Origin of the sequence: Cupriavidus numazuensis (assembly GCF_905397435.1) — a bacterium.
Classification (GTDB): domain Bacteria; phylum Pseudomonadota; class Gammaproteobacteria; order Burkholderiales; family Burkholderiaceae; genus Cupriavidus; species Cupriavidus numazuensis.
The window spans coordinates 69,789-87,122 of sequence record NZ_CAJPVI010000012.1 but is presented as its reverse complement, the minus strand read 5'-3'; the positions used below and the strand labels follow the sequence as shown (position 1 = coordinate 87,122).

General features: G+C 66.2%; 16 protein-coding genes. 11 read left to right on the top strand and 5 right to left on the bottom strand.

Annotated features, from left to right (window positions below):
- Nucleotides 1–412 precede the first annotated feature (412 nt).
- From KHO41_RS11780 to KHO41_RS11770, 3 genes are all read left to right on the top strand, one after another.
- A complete protein-coding gene (locus KHO41_RS11780) occupies nt 413–1,726 on the top strand; it encodes an MFS transporter (protein WP_211953462.1) in 1,314 nt (437 codons plus the stop codon).
- Between the two features lie 115 nt (nt 1,727–1,841).
- Nucleotides 1,842–2,492 (top strand): uracil phosphoribosyltransferase, encoded by a 651-nt coding sequence (upp, locus tag KHO41_RS11775; protein WP_211953461.1) that lies wholly within the window; start codon nt 1,842–1,844, stop codon nt 2,490–2,492.
- Between the two features lie 147 nt (nt 2,493–2,639).
- The gene (locus KHO41_RS11770) at nt 2,640–2,822 is read left to right on the top strand and encodes a DUF3149 domain-containing protein (RefSeq protein WP_011298669.1); all 183 of its coding nucleotides are present in this window, start codon (nt 2,640–2,642) and stop codon (nt 2,820–2,822) included.
- A gap of 6 nt (nt 2,823–2,828) precedes the next feature.
- On the opposite strand, the gene KHO41_RS11765 is transcribed toward KHO41_RS11770, so the two are convergent.
- The gene (locus KHO41_RS11765) at nt 2,829–4,364 is read right to left on the bottom strand and encodes a helicase HerA-like C-terminal domain-containing protein (RefSeq protein ID WP_211953460.1); all 1,536 of its coding nucleotides are present in this window, start codon (nt 4,362–4,364) and stop codon (nt 2,829–2,831) included.
- Nucleotides 4,365–4,562: 198 nt separating this feature from the next.
- Between KHO41_RS11765 and KHO41_RS11760 the strand changes: the two genes are divergently transcribed.
- From KHO41_RS11760 to rng, 8 genes are all read left to right on the top strand, one after another.
- Nucleotides 4,563–5,288, top strand: coding sequence for a YebC/PmpR family DNA-binding transcriptional regulator (locus KHO41_RS11760; protein WP_211953459.1), 726 nt, complete (start codon nt 4,563–4,565; stop codon nt 5,286–5,288).
- Between the two features lie 79 nt (nt 5,289–5,367).
- The gene (purD, locus tag KHO41_RS11755) at nt 5,368–6,636 is read left to right on the top strand and encodes a phosphoribosylamine--glycine ligase (RefSeq protein ID WP_211953458.1); all 1,269 of its coding nucleotides are present in this window, start codon (nt 5,368–5,370) and stop codon (nt 6,634–6,636) included.
- Between the two features lie 177 nt (nt 6,637–6,813).
- Nucleotides 6,814–7,725: an oxygen-dependent coproporphyrinogen oxidase gene (gene hemF, locus KHO41_RS11750; protein WP_211953457.1), complete on the top strand. Its 912-nt coding sequence runs from the start codon at nt 6,814–6,816 to the stop codon at nt 7,723–7,725.
- 10 nt (nt 7,726–7,735) lie between these two features.
- Nucleotides 7,736–8,458 carry a nicotinate-nucleotide adenylyltransferase gene (locus KHO41_RS11745; protein WP_211953456.1) on the top strand — a complete coding sequence of 241 codons (723 nt, stop codon included), beginning with the start codon at nt 7,736–7,738 and terminating at the stop codon, nt 8,456–8,458.
- 41 nt (nt 8,459–8,499) lie between these two features.
- The gene (rsfS, locus tag KHO41_RS11740) at nt 8,500–9,222 is read left to right on the top strand and encodes a ribosome silencing factor (RefSeq protein ID WP_211953455.1); all 723 of its coding nucleotides are present in this window, start codon (nt 8,500–8,502) and stop codon (nt 9,220–9,222) included.
- Between the two features lie 48 nt (nt 9,223–9,270).
- Entirely contained in the window at nt 9,271–9,750 is a 480-nt protein-coding gene (gene rlmH / locus KHO41_RS11735; RefSeq protein WP_011298676.1) for a 23S rRNA (pseudouridine(1915)-N(3))-methyltransferase RlmH, read from the top strand.
- Between the two features lie 91 nt (nt 9,751–9,841).
- Entirely contained in the window at nt 9,842–10,444 is a 603-nt protein-coding gene (locus KHO41_RS11730) for a Maf family protein (protein ID WP_211953454.1), read from the top strand.
- A gap of 74 nt (nt 10,445–10,518) precedes the next feature.
- Nucleotides 10,519–11,982 (top strand): ribonuclease G, encoded by a 1,464-nt coding sequence (gene rng, locus KHO41_RS11725; RefSeq protein ID WP_211953453.1) that lies wholly within the window; start codon nt 10,519–10,521, stop codon nt 11,980–11,982.
- A 54-nt stretch (nt 11,983–12,036) separates the two neighbouring features.
- On the opposite strand, the gene KHO41_RS11720 is transcribed toward rng, so the two are convergent.
- The 4 genes from KHO41_RS11720 to KHO41_RS11705 all read right to left on the bottom strand — a co-directional run bounded on the left by KHO41_RS11720 (nt 12,037) and on the right by KHO41_RS11705 (nt 17,277).
- Nucleotides 12,037–13,521 (bottom strand): aldehyde dehydrogenase, encoded by a 1,485-nt coding sequence (locus KHO41_RS11720; RefSeq protein WP_376989600.1) that lies wholly within the window; start codon nt 13,519–13,521, stop codon nt 12,037–12,039.
- Nucleotides 13,518–14,801: a 4-aminobutyrate--2-oxoglutarate transaminase gene (gene gabT / locus KHO41_RS11715; protein WP_211953452.1), complete on the bottom strand. Its 1,284-nt coding sequence runs from the start codon at nt 14,799–14,801 to the stop codon at nt 13,518–13,520. The genes KHO41_RS11720 and gabT overlap by 4 nt, the downstream gene beginning before the upstream one ends.
- A 21-nt stretch (nt 14,802–14,822) precedes the next feature.
- Nucleotides 14,823–15,857: a histone deacetylase family protein gene (locus tag KHO41_RS11710; protein ID WP_211953451.1), complete on the bottom strand. Its 1,035-nt coding sequence runs from the start codon at nt 15,855–15,857 to the stop codon at nt 14,823–14,825.
- 109 nt (nt 15,858–15,966) lie between these two features.
- Nucleotides 15,967–17,277, bottom strand: a complete 1,311-nt coding sequence (locus tag KHO41_RS11705; RefSeq protein ID WP_211953450.1) for an MFS transporter — start codon at nt 17,275–17,277, stop codon at nt 15,967–15,969.
- Nucleotides 17,278–17,334: the final 57 nt, after the last annotated feature.

Below are 17,334 nucleotides of genomic sequence, written 5' to 3'. Positions count from 1 at the left end.
CGACAGCAGCGTGCGGCGGTGCATTCCGGCACAAGAACGGAGCCACCGCGAACCGCGCGCGATGATGAATACAAGACCAGAAATCCACCAAGGGTAGACAAACAGGAGCGACGATGACGTATTCGTACCAAGCCCGCAGGGCGCGAGGACTCCCGGCATAGTTCTCGCTTCGCCAGATTGAAGTAGCCCCCACGTTTCGCAGCAAACCGGCGCGACTGCCTCTCGCAGTCCATGCATCACGCATCCGTTGCCCCCGGTCCGGCCCTGCTTCGACAGACGTGCGCTTCCGAGTTCAGGAATCAGCCTTTACAGACAGGTAGACAACATGTCGTCATCCATTTCATCCATGCCATCCACGCCCATCGCCGAAGCTGCGATAAGCTCTGCCCCACAGCCAAGCACGAGGGCAGCGATGTCGCCAACCATCACCATCGAGCAGGGCATCCGCGCGGCCGGCGTCGGCCGGTTCCAGTACCGGCTGTTCGTGATCTTCGGCCTGGTCTGGCTCGCTGACGCGATGCAGGTGCTGTCGATCGGCTTCACCGCGCCGTCGATCGCCAAGACGTTCGGCATCCCCGTGCCGACCGCCCTGCAGTCCGGCACGACGTTCTTCGTCGGGATGCTGATCGGCGCATTCGTGTTCGGCCGCCTGGCCGACCGGATCGGCCGCCGCCCTGTGCTGATGATGGCCGTGGTCATCGACGCCATCTGCGGTATCGCCTCGTCGTTCGCACCGGATTTCCAGTGGCTGCTGGTGCTGCGCTTCCTGACCGGCATCGGTGTCGGCGGCACGCTGCCCGTCGACTACACGATGATGGCCGAGTTCCTGCCGTCCGACCGCCGCGGGCGCTGGCTGGTGCTGCTGGAATCGTTCTGGGCCGTCGGCACGATCCTGCTCGCAGTGCTGGCACTGATCGCCGTTTCGCACGGTGATGCAGCCTGGCGCCTGATTTTCCTCGTCACCGGCATCCCGGCGCTGGTCGGCGTGGTGTGCCGCTTCTTCGTGCCGGAGTCTCCGCTCTACCTGAACAAGTCGGGACGTTCCGCCGAGGCACGCGCGGTGCTGCAGCGCGTGGCCACCGCCAATCGCGTTTCGGTTGAAATCGGCGCGCTCGAACCCCAGCAGATGGAACGCAAGTCGGTGCTGGCGCTGTTCGCGAGCGGCTTCCGTCGCCGCAGCATCAGCCTGCTGGTGGCGTGGGCGCTGATCTCGATCGCCTACTACGGTGTCTTCGTCTACCTGCCGGTGAAGCTGGCGGGCCAGGGCTTTGGCTTCATGCGCGGCCAGGTCTTCCTGATCCTGCTGGCACTCGTGCAGTTGCCGGGCTTCGCGCTGGCTGCGCATGGCGTCGAGCGCTGGGGCCGCAAGCCGACCCTGATCGGCTTCCTGCTGCTCAGCGCCGCCGGCTGCATGCTCTACAGCCTGGGCCAGTCGACCGCGCTGGTGGTGGGCTCCACGCTGCTGATGAGCTTCTCGCTGCTCGGCACCTGGGGCGCACTCTACGCCTTCACGCCGGAGGTGTTTCCGACCGACCTGCGCGCGAGCGGCATGGGCACCGCGGGCGCCATGGCACGTTTCGGTGGCCTGTTCGCGCCGGCCATTGTGGCGCCGGTCATGGCCACGCAGTTCACGCTAGCGCTGGTGCTCCTGTCCTCGTTCCTGGCCGTGGCGGCGCTCGCGATCTACATGGTCGATATCGAGTCGAAGAATCGCGCGCTCGACTGACGCACGGCGCGGCGGCCCGCTTCCATTACAATCCGGCTACAACGGCGCGGCGCCCCGGTCCACAAGATCGGGGCTGCCCGCTTCCCCCTTCTGCCGCCGAGCCATCGCCGCCGCCATGAAACAAGATCCGCGTTTCCCCAGCCTGTACATCCTCGACCACCCGCTGATCCAGCACAAGCTCTCGCACATGCGCGACAAGGACACGTCCACGCGCACCTTCCGCGAGCTGCTGCGCGAGATCACGCTGCTGATGGGTTACGAGATCACGCGCCACCTGCCGCTCACCACGCGGCATATCGAAACGCCGCTGGTGCCGCTGGAAGCGCCCGTGATCGCGGGCAAGAAGCTGACCATCGTGCCGGTGCTGCGCGCCGGCGTGGGCATGAGCGATGGGCTGGTCGAGCTGATCCCGTCGGCACGCATCGGCCATATCGGCGTGTACCGTGACGAGCAGCACCGCCCGGTGGAATACCTGGTGCGCCTGCCCGACGTGGAAGACCGCAGCTTCATCCTGTGCGATCCGATGGTGGCCACCGGCTATTCGGCCGCGCATGCCGTGGATGTGCTGAAGCGCCGCGGCGTGAAGGACGAGGCCATCACTTTCGTCGCGCTGGTCGCGGCGCCCGAAGGCGTGGAGGTATTCCACAAGGCGCACCCGAACGTGAAGCTATTCGTGGCATCGCTCGACAGCCACCTGGACGAACACGCGTACATCGTGCCGGGCCTCGGCGACGCGGGCGACCGGTTGTTCGGTACCAAGAACTGATATTGCGGCAGGCCAGAACGGCCTGCCTTCTCCCCTGCCTTGCCAGCGCGGCTTGATCCTACTCAATAACCCGCGCGGGGCGGCTCCCTACACTCGACGTCGTACGGCTAACGCCGGAAAACGTCACCATCTCACAGGGAGATCCGCATGGAAGCCTTCAAGATCCTGTTCACGACCGGTACCGGGCTGATGAGCCTCGGGGTGATCGTCTTCATTATTGGCATGGCGTGGTTCTTTGCGCGCATGTTCAGCCGCAAGATGCGCGAAGACGCGGCAGCAGCGAAGGCCGCCGCGGGAAACCGGCCCGCATCGCAGGCCGGCTCGCACTGAACGGGCTTACTTCTTCTTCCCCCCGCCCAGCAGGCTACCCAGCACGCCGCGGATCAGTTCGCGGCCGACCTGGGAGCCGACGGTGCGCGCAGCCGACTTGGCCATCGACTCCAGAATGGAATCGCCTCGGCCGCTCTTGCCCGTGCCCTTGGTCAGCGTGCCGAAGATCTCGCCGGCGGTGCCGAGCCAGCCGCCCTCTTCGGCCGGCGCATTGCCTGCGGGTTTCTGCGCAGCAGTACCGCCGTTGCCGCCACCGTTGCCTGCCGGCGCCACGCTGCCGCGCAGTTTCTCGTAGGCCGATTCCCGGTCGATCGCCTTCTCATACGTACCCGCCACCAGCGACGTCGCAATTAGTTGCTTGCGCTCGTCTTCGGTGATGGGGCCAATGCGGCTGCCCGGCGCGAGCACCCATGCGCGCTCGGTCACGCCGGGCGTGCCCTTGGCGTCGAGCAGCGACACCAACGCCTCGCCCACGCCCAGCTCGCCGATCACCGTTTCGAGGTTGAGCTTCGGATTGGCGCGCATGGTCGTGGCCGCCACCTTGACCGCCTTCTGGTCGCGCGGCGTGAACGCACGCAGCGCATGCTGCACCCGGTTGCCGAGCTGGCCCAGGACGGTATCGGGAATATCGACGGGATTCTGCGTGACGAAGTACACGCCGACGCCCTTGGAGCGGATCAGCCGCACGACCTGCTCGATCTTGTCGAGCAGCGCCTTGGGCGCATCGTTGAACAGCAGGTGCGCCTCATCGAAGAAGAAGACCAGCTTGGGCTTGTCGAGGTCGCCAGCTTCGGGCAGCTTTTCGAACAGCTCGGACAGCAGCCACAGCAGGAAGGTCGCATAGAGCTTGGGCGAGTTCATCAGCTTGTCGGCCGCCAGGATGTTGACCACGCCCTGGCCCTTCTCGGTCTGGATGAAGTCTTCCAGGTTGAGCATGGGTTCGCCGAAGAAGACGTCCGCCCCCTGCGACTCCAGCGCAACCAGCCCGCGCTGGATGGCGCCGATAGAAGCCGCCGAGATATTGCCGTACTCGGTCGTGAACTGCGCCGCGTTGTCGCCAACGTACTGCAGCATCGCTCGGAGATCCTTGGCGTCGAGCAGCAGCAGGCCGTTGGCGTCGGCAATGCGGAACACCAGGTTCAGCACGCCTTGCTGGGTATCGTTCAGCTCCAGCATGCGCGACAGCAGCAGCGGGCCCATGTGAGAGATCGTCGCCCGCACCGGGTGGCCCTTCTGGCCGAATACATCCCACAGTGTGGTCGGGCAGCCGCCCCAGTCCGGCTCGGGCAGGTTCAGCTCGGCCAGTCGCGCCTTGAGCTTGTCGCTGGGCTGCCCCGGCTGGGAAATGCCGGTCAGATCACCTTTGACATCAGCCATGAAGACCGGCACGCCGAGCCGGGAGAACCCCTGCGCGAGCGTCTGCAGCGTCACGGTCTTGCCGGTGCCGGTGGCGCCGGTGATCAGGCCATGCCGGTTGCCCATTTGCGGCAGCAAGGCCAGTTCAAGCTCGGCATTTTTGGCGATCAGGATAGGTTCAGCCATGGTGTCTTGGATCGGGAAGCGTGGCAGGCGGCCACAGGCGCGGCGCGAACAGGTCCGCGTGATAAAATCATGGGCTGATTATAGCCAGCAGCCGGGCCTATCCGTCACCCGGCGCGCCCGTTAGTCGCTGTGTACACCCGGCGCGCGCAAGCTGCAGCCTTCCCGCACAACTACACGTTTTCCGCTTCGGAGAGAATCATGGCCGGTCACTCGAAATGGGCCAATATCAAGCACAAGAAAGCCGCCGCTGACGCCAAGCGCGGCAAGATCTGGACCCGCCTGATCAAGGAAATCACCGTGGCCGCCAAGCTCGGCGGCGGTGACCCCGACTCCAACCCGCGCCTGCGCCTGTCCATGGACAAGGCGATGGACGCCAACATGCCCAAGGACAACATCCAGCGCGCGATCCAGCGTGGCGTGGGTGGCCTGGAAGGCGTGAACTACGAGGAAATCCGCTACGAGGGCTACGGCCTGAGCGGAGCCGCGATCATTGTCGACTGCCTGACCGACAACCGCGTGCGCACCGTGGCCGAAGTGCGCCACGCGTTTTCCAAGTATGGTGGCAACATGGGCACCGAAGGCTCGGTGGCGTTCATGTTCACCCATTGCGGCCAGTTCCTGTTTGCCCCGGGCACGCCGGAAGACAAGCTGATGGACGCCGCACTGGAAGCTGGCGCCGACGACGTCGTCACCAATGAAGACGGCTCGATCGAAGTCACCTGCCCGCCGAACGACTTCTCCGCGGTGAAGGCGGCACTGGAAGCCGCCGGCTTCAAGGCCGAAGTCGCCGACGTGGTGATGAAGCCGCAGAACGAGGTCGAGTTCACCGGCGACGACGCGGCGAAGATGCAGAAGCTGCTGGACGCCATCGAAAACCTCGACGACGTGCAGGAAGTCTTCACCAACGCGGTCATCGAAGAGTAAGTAGACTTGTTTAGCCCTCGGGCGGCAGCACGATCAAGCTGCCGCCTTTTTGCATGCGTTTCTTTTCTGGCAGTGGATCATGAAAGTATTGGTTGTCGGCTCGGGTGGACGTGAACACGCGCTGGCCTGGAAATTGGCCCAATCCCCCAAAGTACAGGTGGTGTATGTGGCACCGGGCAATGGCGGCACCGCGCTCGACAAGCGCCTGCAGAATGTTCCGCTGACGGATCCGGAAGTGCTGGCCGCGTTTGCCGAGCGCGAAGGCGTGGCCTTCACCGTGGTCGGCCCCGAAGCGCCGCTGGCTGCCGGCATCGTGGACGTGTTCCGCGGCAAGGGCCTGCGCATCTTTGGCCCGACCAAGGCGGCCGCGCAGCTCGAGTCGTCGAAGGACTTCGCCAAGGCCTTCATGCACCGCCACGGCATTCCGACGGCGGCCTACCAGACCTTCTCCGACGCTGCCCAGGCCCACGCCTACATCGACGCGCAAGGCGCGCCGATCGTGATCAAGGCTGACGGCCTGGCCGCCGGCAAGGGCGTCGTCGTCGCCATGAGCCTCGAAGAGGCGCACTCGGCCGTCGACATGATGCTGGCCGACAACAAGCTTGGCGACGCCGGCGCGCGCGTGGTGGTCGAGGAGTTCCTCGACGGCGAGGAAGCGAGCTTCATCGTGCTGGTCGACGGCAAAAACGTGCTGGCGCTGGCCACCAGCCAGGACCACAAGCGCCTGCTGGACGCCGACGCCGGCCCCAACACCGGCGGCATGGGCGCCTACTCGCCCGCCCCCGTAGTGACGCCCGCACTGCATGCGCGCGCGCTGCGCGAGATCATCATGCCGACCGTGCGCGGCATGGAGAAGGACGGCATTCCGTACACCGGTTTCCTGTACGCGGGCCTGATGATCGACAAGGACGGCAACCCGAAGACGCTCGAATTCAACTGCCGCATGGGCGACCCGGAAACCCAGCCGATCATGGCGCGCCTGAAGACCGACCTGATCGACGTGATGGACGCCGCCGTGTCGGGCAAGCTCGACGAAGTCGAGCTGGACTGGGACCGCCGCACCGCGCTGGGCGTCGTGATGGCCGCATACGGCTACCCGGATGCGCCGCGCAAGGGCGATGCCATCACCGGCATTCCCGCCGAAACCGACGACAGCGTGACCTTCCACGCTGGCACCACGCTCAAGGACGGCACGCTGCTGACCACGGGCGGACGTGTGCTGTGCGTGGTCGGCCTGGCCGATACCGTCAAGGCTGCGCAACGCGCCGCCTACGCCGCCGTGGAACAGATCCAGTTCGATGGCATGCAATACCGTACCGACATCGGCTACCGCGCCATCAAGCGCTGACCGCCGATATGGCGCCGCCATGGGGCCGGACCGGCTCCGGGCGGCCGGTCACGTTCCGACGGCGCGCGCGGGCAAGTGGCACGCCAGCCGTTACAATCGTGACACCCTCATGACGGCCGAGCCGGCCAACTACTGGCCCGGCCGCCCTTGCATCCGGGGCCCGCGCCCCTACACGCCATGATCGATTCCCAGGCAGTCCGTGCCTATCTGCTCGGTCTGCAAGACCGCATCACCGACGCTGTCGCCGCCATCGACGGGCAGCCGTTCCTGACCGACGCCTGGGAAAAGCCGCCCACCGAGCGCCTGCGCGGCAGCGGCCGCACCCGCATCCTGGAAGGCGGCGCCGTGATGGAGCGTGCCGGCGTGGGCTTTTCGCATGTCACCGGCGACACCCTGCCCCCGTCGGCCAGCGCCAACCGGCCCGAACTGGCCGGGCGCAGCTTCGAAGCCATGGGTGTGTCGCTGGTCTTCCATCCGCGCAACCCGTACGTGCCCACCGTGCACATGAACGTGCGCTGCTTCATCGCGGTCAAGCCCGATGCCGATCCGGTCTGGTGGTTCGGCGGCGGCATGGACCTGACGCCGTACTACGGCAATGCCGACGACTGCGCGCATTTTCACCGCACCTGCCAGCAATCTCTCGCGCCGTTCGGCGATGAGTTGTACCCGCGCTTCAAGCAGTGGTGCGACGAGTATTTCTTCCTCAAGCACCGCGGCGAGGCGCGCGGCGTGGGCGGCATTTTCTTCGACGACTTCTCGGCGCTGGGTTTCGACCGCAGCTTCGAGATGATGCGCAGCGTGGGCGATGCGTTCCTGGACGCCTACCTTCCCATCCTGCAGGGCCGCAAGGACACGCCATTCGGGGAGCGCGAACGCGACTTCCAGGCGTACCGCCGCGGCCGCTATGTGGAGTTCAACCTCGTGTTCGACCGCGGCACGCTGTTCGGACTGCAGTCCGGCGGCCGCGCCGAATCGATCCTGATGTCGATGCCGCCGCAGGTGACATGGCGCTACGACTGGAAGCCGGAACCGGGCAGCGCGGAAAGCGCGCTGTACACCGACTTCCTGCCTGCGCGCGACTGGGCCTGACGGCAACCGTATGGTACATACCAACCAAGACGCCCTGCCGGCCGTAGCCGGCAAAGACGCCCGCCCCTACCGCCTGGGTATCCTCGGCGGCACTTTCGATCCTCCGCATATCGGCCACCTGGCGCTCGCCACGCTGTGCATCGACCATCTCGGCCTCGACGAACTGGTGTGGATTCCGACCGGCCAGTCCTGGCAGAAAGGCGCCGACGTGACGCCCGCCGCGGACCGGTTCGCCATGACCGAACTCGCGGCAGCCGCACTGACCGGCACTGCCGCGAAGATTCGCGTGAGCCGCATGGAAGTGGATCGCGAGGGGCCCAGCTACACCATCGACACCGTGCGGCAACTGCGCGACGAATACGGCCCCGAGGCCTCGCTGTGCTGGCTGATGGGGGCCGACCAGCTCCTGCGCCTGCATACCTGGCATGGCTGGCAGGAATTGTTCGCGCACGTGCACTTGTGCACGGCCACGCGCCCGGGCTTCGACCTGACGGAACTCGAAGGACCGGTGCGCGAAGCACTGGCCGCGCGCCAGGCGGACACGCACCTGATACAATGCACGCCCTCCGGCCGGATGTGGATTGACCAGACCCTTGCTGTCGACCTGTCGTCCACCGGCCTGCGCCAGCGCCTGGCATCCGGCCTTTCGCCGGCGGGTGACCAACTGCCAGCCGGCGTGGCACACTACATTGCGAGCCAGGGGCTATACCGCCCCGCCTCAGGCCAGGCCTGAACTGGCCGCCCCCAACGATTTCAGCTGAACAAGAACGCACCATGGATATTCGCAAACTGCAACGCGCCATCGTCGACGGCCTCGAGGATGTCAAAGCGCAGGACATCAAGGTGTACGACACCACCCACCTGACCGAGCTCTTCGATCGCGTGGTGATTGCCAGCGGGACATCCAACCGTCAGACCAAGGCGCTGGCAGCGTCGGTGCGAGACACGGTGAAGGAAGCCGGCGGCCATATCGTTGCGGTGGAAGGCCTGGAAACCGGCGAATGGGTGCTCGTGGACTGCGGCGACGCCGTCGTGCACATCCTGCAGCCGCAGCTGCGCCTGTACTACAACCTCGAAGAGATCTGGGGCGACAAGCCGGTGCGCATGAAGCTGGCCGCCGCCAAGGGCCTGGCCAAGGCCAGCGAGCCGGTCGATGACGACGAGGACGAAGCCGCGGCCCCGCGCGCACGCCGCGCAAGCAACCTGCGCCCGGCCCTGGCCCGCCTGCCCGAAGGCATGAAGGAACCCTCGCCGCCGATGGGCCACGAGGACACCGATCCGGACGCCATCGCCACCATCCGCAAGCCGGCCCGCAAGACCGCAGCGACCAAGACCACCGCCACCAAAACGGCTACGAAGACGGCCGCTACGCGCGCTGCTGCCCCGCGCAAGACCGCTGCCGGCACCACGGCACGCAAGACTGCCACGCGTACCACTGCGGCCAAGACCACCGCCGCCAAGCCGGCCGCCCGCAAGCGCACCACCCGCTCGGCCTGAGCCTGATCCGATAGCTCGCGCGGCCATGGCCGCGCGGCAACGCACCCCATGCAACTGGTCATCGTGGCGGTCGGCCACAAGATGCCTGGCTGGATCGAAACCGGCTTCAACGAGTATGCCAAGCGCATGCCGCCGGAACTGCGCATCGAACTGCGCGAGGTCAAGCCCGAAACCCGATCGTCATCCAACAACGCCGCCACCGTGATGCAGCGCGAAGCCGCGCGCATTGACGCGGTGCTCGGCTCGCTGTCGCGCCAGTGCCGCATCGTGGCGCTCGACGAGCGCGGCCGCGACTTCACCACGGTGCAGCTCGCGGGTCAGCTCACCGACTGGCAGCGCGAGGGCGGCGACGTGGCGTTCCTGATTGGCGGGGCCGACGGCCTCGATCCGGCACTCAAGGCCAGGGCACAGACGCTGCTGCGCCTGTCCAGCCTGACGCTGCCGCATGGCATGGTGCGCGTACTGCTGGCCGAACAGCTCTACCGCGCCTGGTCCGTCACACAGAACCATCCCTATCATCGGGCCTGATCCGTCTGGCACGGCGCCGGCAGTACAATGCCGGCCTTGAGCAGCCGCTCTGGCTTCCCCGAGCCTCGAACCTCCGCCCTCGTCCGCCGTGATGCACGATTACCTTTACCTCGCCTCCCAGAGCCCGCGTCGCCGCGAACTGCTCACGCAGCTCGGCGTGCGCTATGAACTGCTGCTCGCCGACGATGAAGAAGATGCGGAGGCACTCGAAGTCGTGCAGCCCGGCGAAACGCCCGACGACTACGTCCAGCGCGTCTGCGCACTCAAGGCCGAAGCCGCGCTGCGCCGCCGCGAACGGCGTGCGCTGCCCGACGCGCCCGTACTGACGTCCGACACCACGGTCTGCCTGGGCGGAGACATCCTCGGCAAGCCGGCCGATGGTGCCGAGGCGGCCGCCATGCTGACTGCCCTGTCAGGGTCGACCCACCGCGTGCTGACCGCCGTGACTGTGGTCTCGACACTCGGCATGCATCACGCGCTGTCAATCTCACGCGTCACATTCCGCGCGATGGCCGCGCCCGAAATCGAGCGTTACGTGGCCAGCGGCGAACCGCTCGGCAAGGCCGGCGCCTACGGCATCCAGGGCCGCGCGGCCGAGTTCGTCGAGCGGATTGAAGGCAGCTATTCAGGTATCATGGGACTGCCCCTGTTTGAGACGGCTGCGTTACTCAGGCAGGCCCGCCTGCGGTTCTGAACGGCATGTCCCGATGCCCGCCAGGCCGGGCACACAATACATCGCCGGTACACCGGCAACGCGTTTCATCCGCCATGACTGAAGACATCCTCGTCAACATCACGCCCCAAGAGACGCGCGTTGCCATCGTGCAGCAGGCCGCCGTCCAGGAACTGCACGTCGAACGCACGCTGACACGCGGGCTCGTCGGGAACATCTACCTGGGCAAGGTCGTGCGCGTGCTGCCGGGCATGCAGTCGGCATTCATCGACATCGGCCTCGAACGGGCCGCGTTCCTGCACGTCGCCGACATCTGGCATCCGCGCGATCCCGACAAGAACGGCACCCCGCAGCTCGCCATCGAAAAGACACTGTTCGAAGGCCAGGCGCTGATGGTGCAGGTCATCAAGGATCCGATCGGCACCAAGGGCGCGCGCCTGTCCACGCAGGTCAGCATCGCCGGGCGCACCCTCGTCTATCTGCCGCAGGACCCGCATATCGGCATTTCGCAGCGCATTGAAGGCGAGGTCGACCGCGAAGCGCTGCGCAGCCGCGTGCAAGGCCTGGTGCCGGCCGACGAGCGCGGCGGCTTCATCGTGCGCACGATTGCCGAGGAAGCCAGCGACGAAGAACTCGGCAACGACATCGCCTACCTGCGCAAGATCTGGGCGACGATCCGCCAGAACGCGACCACGCAGCCCGCGCCCAGCCTGCTCTACCAGGACCTGGACCTGGCCCAGCGCGTGCTGCGCGACTTCATCAACGACGCTACCGGCGTGATCCAGATCGACTCGCGCGAGAACTACCAGCGGCTCGTGGAATTCGCGCAGGAATACACGCCGGCGGTGCTGGCGCGCCTGTCGCACTACACCGGCGAGCGGCCGATCTTCGACCTGTTCAATATCGACGCCGAGATCGAGAAAGCGCTGTCGCGGCGTGTCGACCTGAAGTCCGGCGGCTACCTGATGATCGACCAGACCGAGGCGATGACGACGATCGACGTCAACACCGGCGGCTACGTCGGTGCGCGCAACTTCGACGACACGATCTTCAAGACCAACCTCGAAGCCGCGCACACCATCGCGCGCCAGCTGCGGCTGCGCAACCTTGGCGGGATCATCATCATCGACTTCATCGACATGGAGAATGTCGAGCACCGCGAAGCGGTGCTGTCGGAACTCAAGCGCGCGCTGTCGCGCGACCGCACGCGCATCACGGTCAACAACTTCTCGCAGCTCGGCCTGGTCGAGATGACGCGCAAGCGCACGCGCGAATCGCTCGCGCACGTGCTGTGCGAGCAATGTCCGGTGTGCCAGGGCAAGGGCCAGGTCAAGACGCCGCGCACGGTGTGCTACGACATCCTGCGCGAAATCATGCGCGAATCGCGCCAGTTCAATCCGCGCGAGTTCCGCATTCTGGCGTCGCAGGAAGTCATCGACCTGTTCCTCGAAGAGGAAAGCCAGCATCTGGCGATGCTGGGGGACTTCATCGGCAAGCCGATCTCGCTGCAGGTGGAATCGACATTCCACCAGGAGCAGTACGACATCATCCTGATGTAGCCGCAGCGTCATCGGCAACGCATGCGCCCGGGCAAACCTGGGCGCGCGCCAGCCTCAACGCATCACGAACGGATTCGCAGTCGCCGCGCCGGTGTTGATCCACACGCTCTTGGTCTGCAGGTATTCGCGGATCGCGTCCGCGCCGTTCTCGCGGCCCAGCCCGGAATCCTTGTAGCCGCCGAACGGCGACATATAGCTCACCGCGCGATACGTGTTGACCCAGACCGTGCCGGCCTCGATCCGCTCGGCCATGCGGAATGAGCGGCCGATGTCGCTGGTCCAGACACCAGCCCCCAATCCGAAGCGGATGTCGTTGGCCAGCGCAATGGCCTCGTCTTCATCGCGGAAGCGGATCACCGACAGAACCGGCCCGAACACCTCCTCTTGCGCGATGCGCATGTCGTTGCGCACATCGGCGAAGATGGTCGGTTCGACGAACCAGCCATGGCCGCATTCGGGGCGCTGCGCCGGTTTGCCGCCAAGCATCAGCCTCGCCCCTTCGCGGGTAGCCACGTCGATGTAGGACAGCACTTTCTCGTACTGCGGCCGTGTGGTGACCGGCCCGACCTGTGTTTCCGGATCCATCGGATCGCCCATGCGCGCGGTACGCGCCAGCGCAAGCAGGCGTTCGAGGAATGCATCGTGGATATCGTCCTGCAGCAGCAGGCGCGAGCCCGCGATACACGTCTGTCCCGTGGCCGCGAAGATGCCCGACACGGCACCATTGACCGCGTCGTCGAGATTCGCATCGGCAAACACGATGTTGGGCGACTTCCCGCCCAGCTCCAGCGCCACGTGCTTCAGGTCGCGCGCCGCCTGCTGGGCGATGACCTTGCCCGTAGTGTCGGCGCCCGTGAACGTCACCTTGCGCACGAGCGGATGCGACACCAGCGCCGCGCCGACTTCATTGCCGAAGCCCGTCACGACATTGACCACGCCGGGCGGAAAGCCGACCTCGTCGAGCAAGGCCACCAGCGCGACGGTCGACGCCGACGTGAACTCCGACGGCTTGATCACGACCGTGCATCCCGCAGCGAGTGCGGGCGCGAGCTTCCACGCGAGCAGCATCAGCGGCGAATTCCACGGCGTGATGATCGCCACGACGCCGACCGGTTCCTGCCGCGTGTAGTTGAAGTAGCCCTTCTTGTCGAGCGGGATCACGTCGCCGTGGACCTTGTCGGCCAGGCCGCCGAAGTAGTGGAACCACTTCGGGATATAGCGCAGCTGCCCGAGCATTTCGGAGATCAGCTTGCCGTTGTCCCGCACTTCGATGGCCGCCAGGCGTTCGGCCTCGGCGGCGATGCGGTCGCCGAGGCGATGCAGCAGCAGGCCGCGTTCGCTGGCGGTCAGGGCGGGCCACGCGCCGGATCGCAGGCTGCGGTGCGCTGCCTGGACCGCCTGCTCAACGTCGTCGGCACTACCGCGCGCGATCTCTGCCCAGGCTTCGCCGGTGAATGGATTTTCGGTCGGGAAGTACGCGCCGCCGGCCGGCGGGACCATCCTTCCGTCAATGTAGTGTGTGTAGCGTGGCAGCGTCATGCGGCCTCCCGGATGCAGGTGTCGAGGATGTCCAGCGCTTCGTAGAATGTGCTGTCTTCGATGGTCAGCGGATACAGGAAACGGATGGCACTTCCACCCGGGCCGCAGAGCAGCAGGATCAGGCCACGCGCCATCGCAAGCTGTTGCACGCGCTTCGCGTACGCGGCCTCGAAGGCTGTCGGGCCCGCGCCCGGCGTGCAGAACTCGGCGGCGATCATGCTGCCGCGGCCGCGCACCTCGGCGATCGCGGGAATCTCGCGCTGCAGTGCTTCCAGCCGGCTGACGAGCCGGGCGCCGAGCGCATCGGCGCGTGCAAGCAGGCCATCGCGCTCGATCACGTCGATCACCGCAAGGGCCGCCGCGATACTGACCGGGTTGCCGGCGTAGGTTCCGCCGAGACCACCGGGCTCGGCCTTGTCCATGATCGCGGCCTTGCCGATCAGGCCCGACAGCGGATAGCCGCCGGCCAGGCTCTTTGCCACGGTGATCAGGTCGGGCTCCACGCCGCTGTGCTCGACCGAGAACCAGCGCCCGGTGCGCCCGAAGCCGGCCTGCACCTCGTCGGCAATCAGCACGATGCCGTGCTGGTCGCAGGTCTGCCGAAGCTGCCGCATCAGCGCGTCAGGCGCGACGTTAAAGCCGCCTTCGCCCTGCACAGGTTCGACGATGATGGCCGCGACACGCGACGGCTCGATGCTGCACTTGAACAGCTGATCGAGCGCCGCCAAGGCCTGTTCGACCGACACGCCATGCGAAGGAAATGGCACGTGGAAGATCTCCGGCGGAAACGGACCGAAGCCGATCTTGTACGGCGCGATCTTGCCGGTCAGCGCCATACCGAGCATGGTGCGTCCGTGGAAGCCGCCGGTGAATGCGATCACACCCGAGCGGCCCGTATGGGCGCGCGCGACCTTGACGGCGTTCTCGACCGCCTCTGCGCCCGTCGTGAAGAACGCAGTCTTCTTTGCCCCGCGGATCGGCGCCAGTGCATTCAGGCGCTCGGCCAGGCGCACATAGCCTTCATAGGGAACGATGCTGTAGCAGGTGTGCGAGAACGTCTCGATCTGCCGCTGCGCGGCGCGCGTGACTTCCGGATGCACATGCCCGGTGTTCAGCACGCCGACCCCGCCGGCAAAGTCGATGAAGCGGCGGCCGTGCACGTCCCACAACTCGGCGTTGCGCGCGCGGCTCACGAAGAAATCCGCGAGAGCTGGCGTGCCGCGCGGCGTCGCCGCAAGTCGGCGTGCGTGCAGGGCTGCGTTGCTGGATTCGTTGTTCAAGCTGGACTCCTTGAAAGACAATCAGGCGCGCGCCTTGCGGGCCGCGTTGAAGCCACCGAAGAAGGTGCGCGAGTTCAGGTCGAGGGTCTCGATGTGGTAGCCGCCCTCCTGCACGATCAGCGTGGGCAGACCGAGCGCGCCGATCGCTTCGCCCAGTCGCCCGAAGCCTGCGGTGGTCACCGCGACAACGGCCTGCGGATCTTCCATGTAGATGTCGAAGCCGAGCGCCAGCACGAGCACGTCAGCTTCGAAACGCTTCACGGTATGCAGCGCTGCGTCCAGCTGCTCGAAGAACACGGCCTCGCTCGAGCCATGCGCGATCGGCAAGTTGACGTTGTAGCCATCGCCTTCGCCGCTGCCCCGCTCTTCTTCGAAGCCCGCCACAGCCGGATAGAAATTGGTCGGATCGCCGTGGATCGATACGTACAGCACATCGTCGCGGCCGTAGAAGATTTCCTGGATGCCCTGGCCGTGGTGCATATCGGTATCGAGGATCGCCACGCGGCCGAAGCGTTCGCGCAGCACCTGCGCGGCAATGGCGGCGTTGTTCAGGTAGCACAGGCCGCCGGCGCCTTCGATGCGGGCGTGGTGGCCGGGCGGGCGGCACAGCGCGTACGCTTCACGCACACCATCCAGCACGGCGCGCGCGCCGGCCACCGCGCTCTGCGCGGACCAGTAGGCGGAACGGAAGGTGTCGGGGCCAATCGGGCAACTCCCATCGGCAAGAAAGCGCGCAGCCTTGCCGAGCACGCCGCGCAGCGGATTGTTCTCGCGCACGAAGATGTTCGACATGACTTCGTTGCCCCAGTCTTCGGGCATCTGCTTCCACTCGGCATGCGCTTCCTGCAGGAAGCGCAGGTAATCCGCGCCGTGCACGGCGGCAAGCGGCTTATGGCCGGCGTCGGCCGGCTGCCTCACATCGAAGCCCAGTGTCTGGACTGCCTGCAGCAGGCGCACGGCGCGCTCGGGCACCTCTTGCGGTTCGCGCATCTGGCCACGCGAGAAATAGCTGCGCGGGTGGTGCTTCAATTGCTCGGGATGAAAGTAGGTCAGCATGATGATGATTCGTCTCTTGTCGTTGCGGAAGCCAGGCGGGCGGGCGCAGGAAGGCCTGGCATACCCGCCATACAGGGAAAGAAGAAAGGGAGTCAGGAAACGCTGAGGATCAGGGCGTGCTGACCGCCTCGAACGTAATGCCGCGGCGCGACTTCATCGCGTCGAGCGCCACCACGCAAACGAGGGACAGCACGGCAAGACCCGAGAAGAACAGGGCCAGCGGCCACCATTGGCCGGTGAAGCGATGGGCGAGCCAGGTGGCGGCGAGCGGCGTGAGGCCGCCGGCAATCGCGGCGCACACGTGATACGACAGCGAGATCGCGGAGTAGCGCACGTGCGTCGGGAACACATCGGTCATGAAGCCGGCGATCACCGAATAGAACGAGGCCAGGCACACCACCGCAAGCGCAATGCCGATGATCAGCGAGACGCGGTCGCCCGACTGCACGAGCAGGAACATCGGGTATGGCGTGGTCATCGCGGCAAGCGCCGTGAGCTTCAGGAAGCGCGCCGTGCCGATCTTTTCTGCACAGTAGGCGGCCAGCGGCTGCACCAGGAACTGGATCACGGCCACGACGAACAGGCAGTCGAGGATCAGCGAACGCGGCACGCCGAAGTACTGCGTCGTGTACGAGATCATGAACGTGTTGGTGAAGTACACGCCGGCAATGCCGAGCGTGTTGGCGCCGATGCACAGCAGGACCAGGCCGCGCGCAGTGCGGAACACCTCGGCAATCGGCAGCTTGACGGTGCGCTGGCGTTGCTTCTCCCGCTCGAACTCCGGCGACTCGCCGACGCTGATGCGAATAAAGATGCCGACCACCAGCAGCAGCGCGCTGGCAAGGAACGGCACACGCCAGCCCCAGGCCATGAAGTCGGCGTGGTCGAGCGACGTCACGGCGCGGAACGCCAGCAGCGACAGCAGCATCCCGGCCGGACTGCCAAGCTGCGCGAACGATGCGTAGAACATGCGGCGGCCGGCTGGCGCGTGCTCGCCGGCCATCAGCACCGCCCCGCCCCACTCGCCGCCGGCCGAGATGCCCTGGACGATGCGCAGCACGATCAGCAATGCGGGAGCGACCCACGGCGTGGAAAGTTGCGTCGGCATCAGCCCGACCCCGACGGTCGCGACGCCCATCATCACGAGCGTCGTCATGAGCGCCTTCTTGCGGCCGATCTTGTCGCCGAGGTGGCCGAAGATCACGCCGCCCAGCGGACGGGCGAAGAAACCCACGGCAAACGTGCCGAACGATGCCATCGTGCTGATGAACGGATCGGTCGAGGGGAAGAACAATTCGCCGAACACCAGCGCTGCAGCCGTGGCGTAGATGTAGAAGTCATACCATTCGATCGCCGTGCCGATAAAGGCTGCAGCGGCGGCGCGCCTCGGCTGGTGCGTGACCGGGGGTGGGTGTTGCATCGCGTGTCTCCTGTCGTTTTGTGTGATGCGGCGTTGCGCGGGCGCCGCGGTGACAGT

Excerpts from the sequence above, each read along its gene's own strand:
- KHO41_RS11710 (WP_211953451.1), bottom strand. The coding sequence starts at position 15,857 with ATGCTGACCTACTTTCATCCCGAGCAATTGAAGCACCACCCGCGCAGC.
- KHO41_RS11770 (WP_011298669.1), top strand. The coding sequence starts at position 2,640 with ATGGAAGCCTTCAAGATCCTGTTCACGACCGGTACCGGGCTGATGAGC.
- KHO41_RS11765 (WP_211953460.1), bottom strand. The coding sequence starts at position 4,364 with ATGGCTGAACCTATCCTGATCGCCAAAAATGCCGAGCTTGAACTGGCC.
- KHO41_RS11720 (WP_376989600.1), bottom strand. The coding sequence starts at position 13,521 with ATGACGCTGCCACGCTACACACACTACATTGACGGAAGGATGGTCCCG.
- hemF (WP_211953457.1), top strand. The coding sequence starts at position 6,814 with ATGATCGATTCCCAGGCAGTCCGTGCCTATCTGCTCGGTCTGCAAGAC.
- KHO41_RS11780 (WP_211953462.1), top strand. The coding sequence starts at position 413 with ATGTCGCCAACCATCACCATCGAGCAGGGCATCCGCGCGGCCGGCGTC.
- upp (WP_211953461.1), top strand. The coding sequence starts at position 1,842 with ATGAAACAAGATCCGCGTTTCCCCAGCCTGTACATCCTCGACCACCCG.
- rlmH (WP_011298676.1), top strand. The coding sequence starts at position 9,271 with ATGCAACTGGTCATCGTGGCGGTCGGCCACAAGATGCCTGGCTGGATC.
- rsfS (WP_211953455.1), top strand. The coding sequence starts at position 8,500 with ATGGATATTCGCAAACTGCAACGCGCCATCGTCGACGGCCTCGAGGAT.
- KHO41_RS11745 (WP_211953456.1), top strand. The coding sequence starts at position 7,736 with ATGGTACATACCAACCAAGACGCCCTGCCGGCCGTAGCCGGCAAAGAC.
- KHO41_RS11760 (WP_211953459.1), top strand. The coding sequence starts at position 4,563 with ATGGCCGGTCACTCGAAATGGGCCAATATCAAGCACAAGAAAGCCGCC.
- KHO41_RS11730 (WP_211953454.1), top strand. The coding sequence starts at position 9,842 with ATGCACGATTACCTTTACCTCGCCTCCCAGAGCCCGCGTCGCCGCGAA.
- rng (WP_211953453.1), top strand. The coding sequence starts at position 10,519 with ATGACTGAAGACATCCTCGTCAACATCACGCCCCAAGAGACGCGCGTT.
- purD (WP_211953458.1), top strand. The coding sequence starts at position 5,368 with ATGAAAGTATTGGTTGTCGGCTCGGGTGGACGTGAACACGCGCTGGCC.
- KHO41_RS11705 (WP_211953450.1), bottom strand. The coding sequence starts at position 17,277 with ATGCAACACCCACCCCCGGTCACGCACCAGCCGAGGCGCGCCGCCGCT.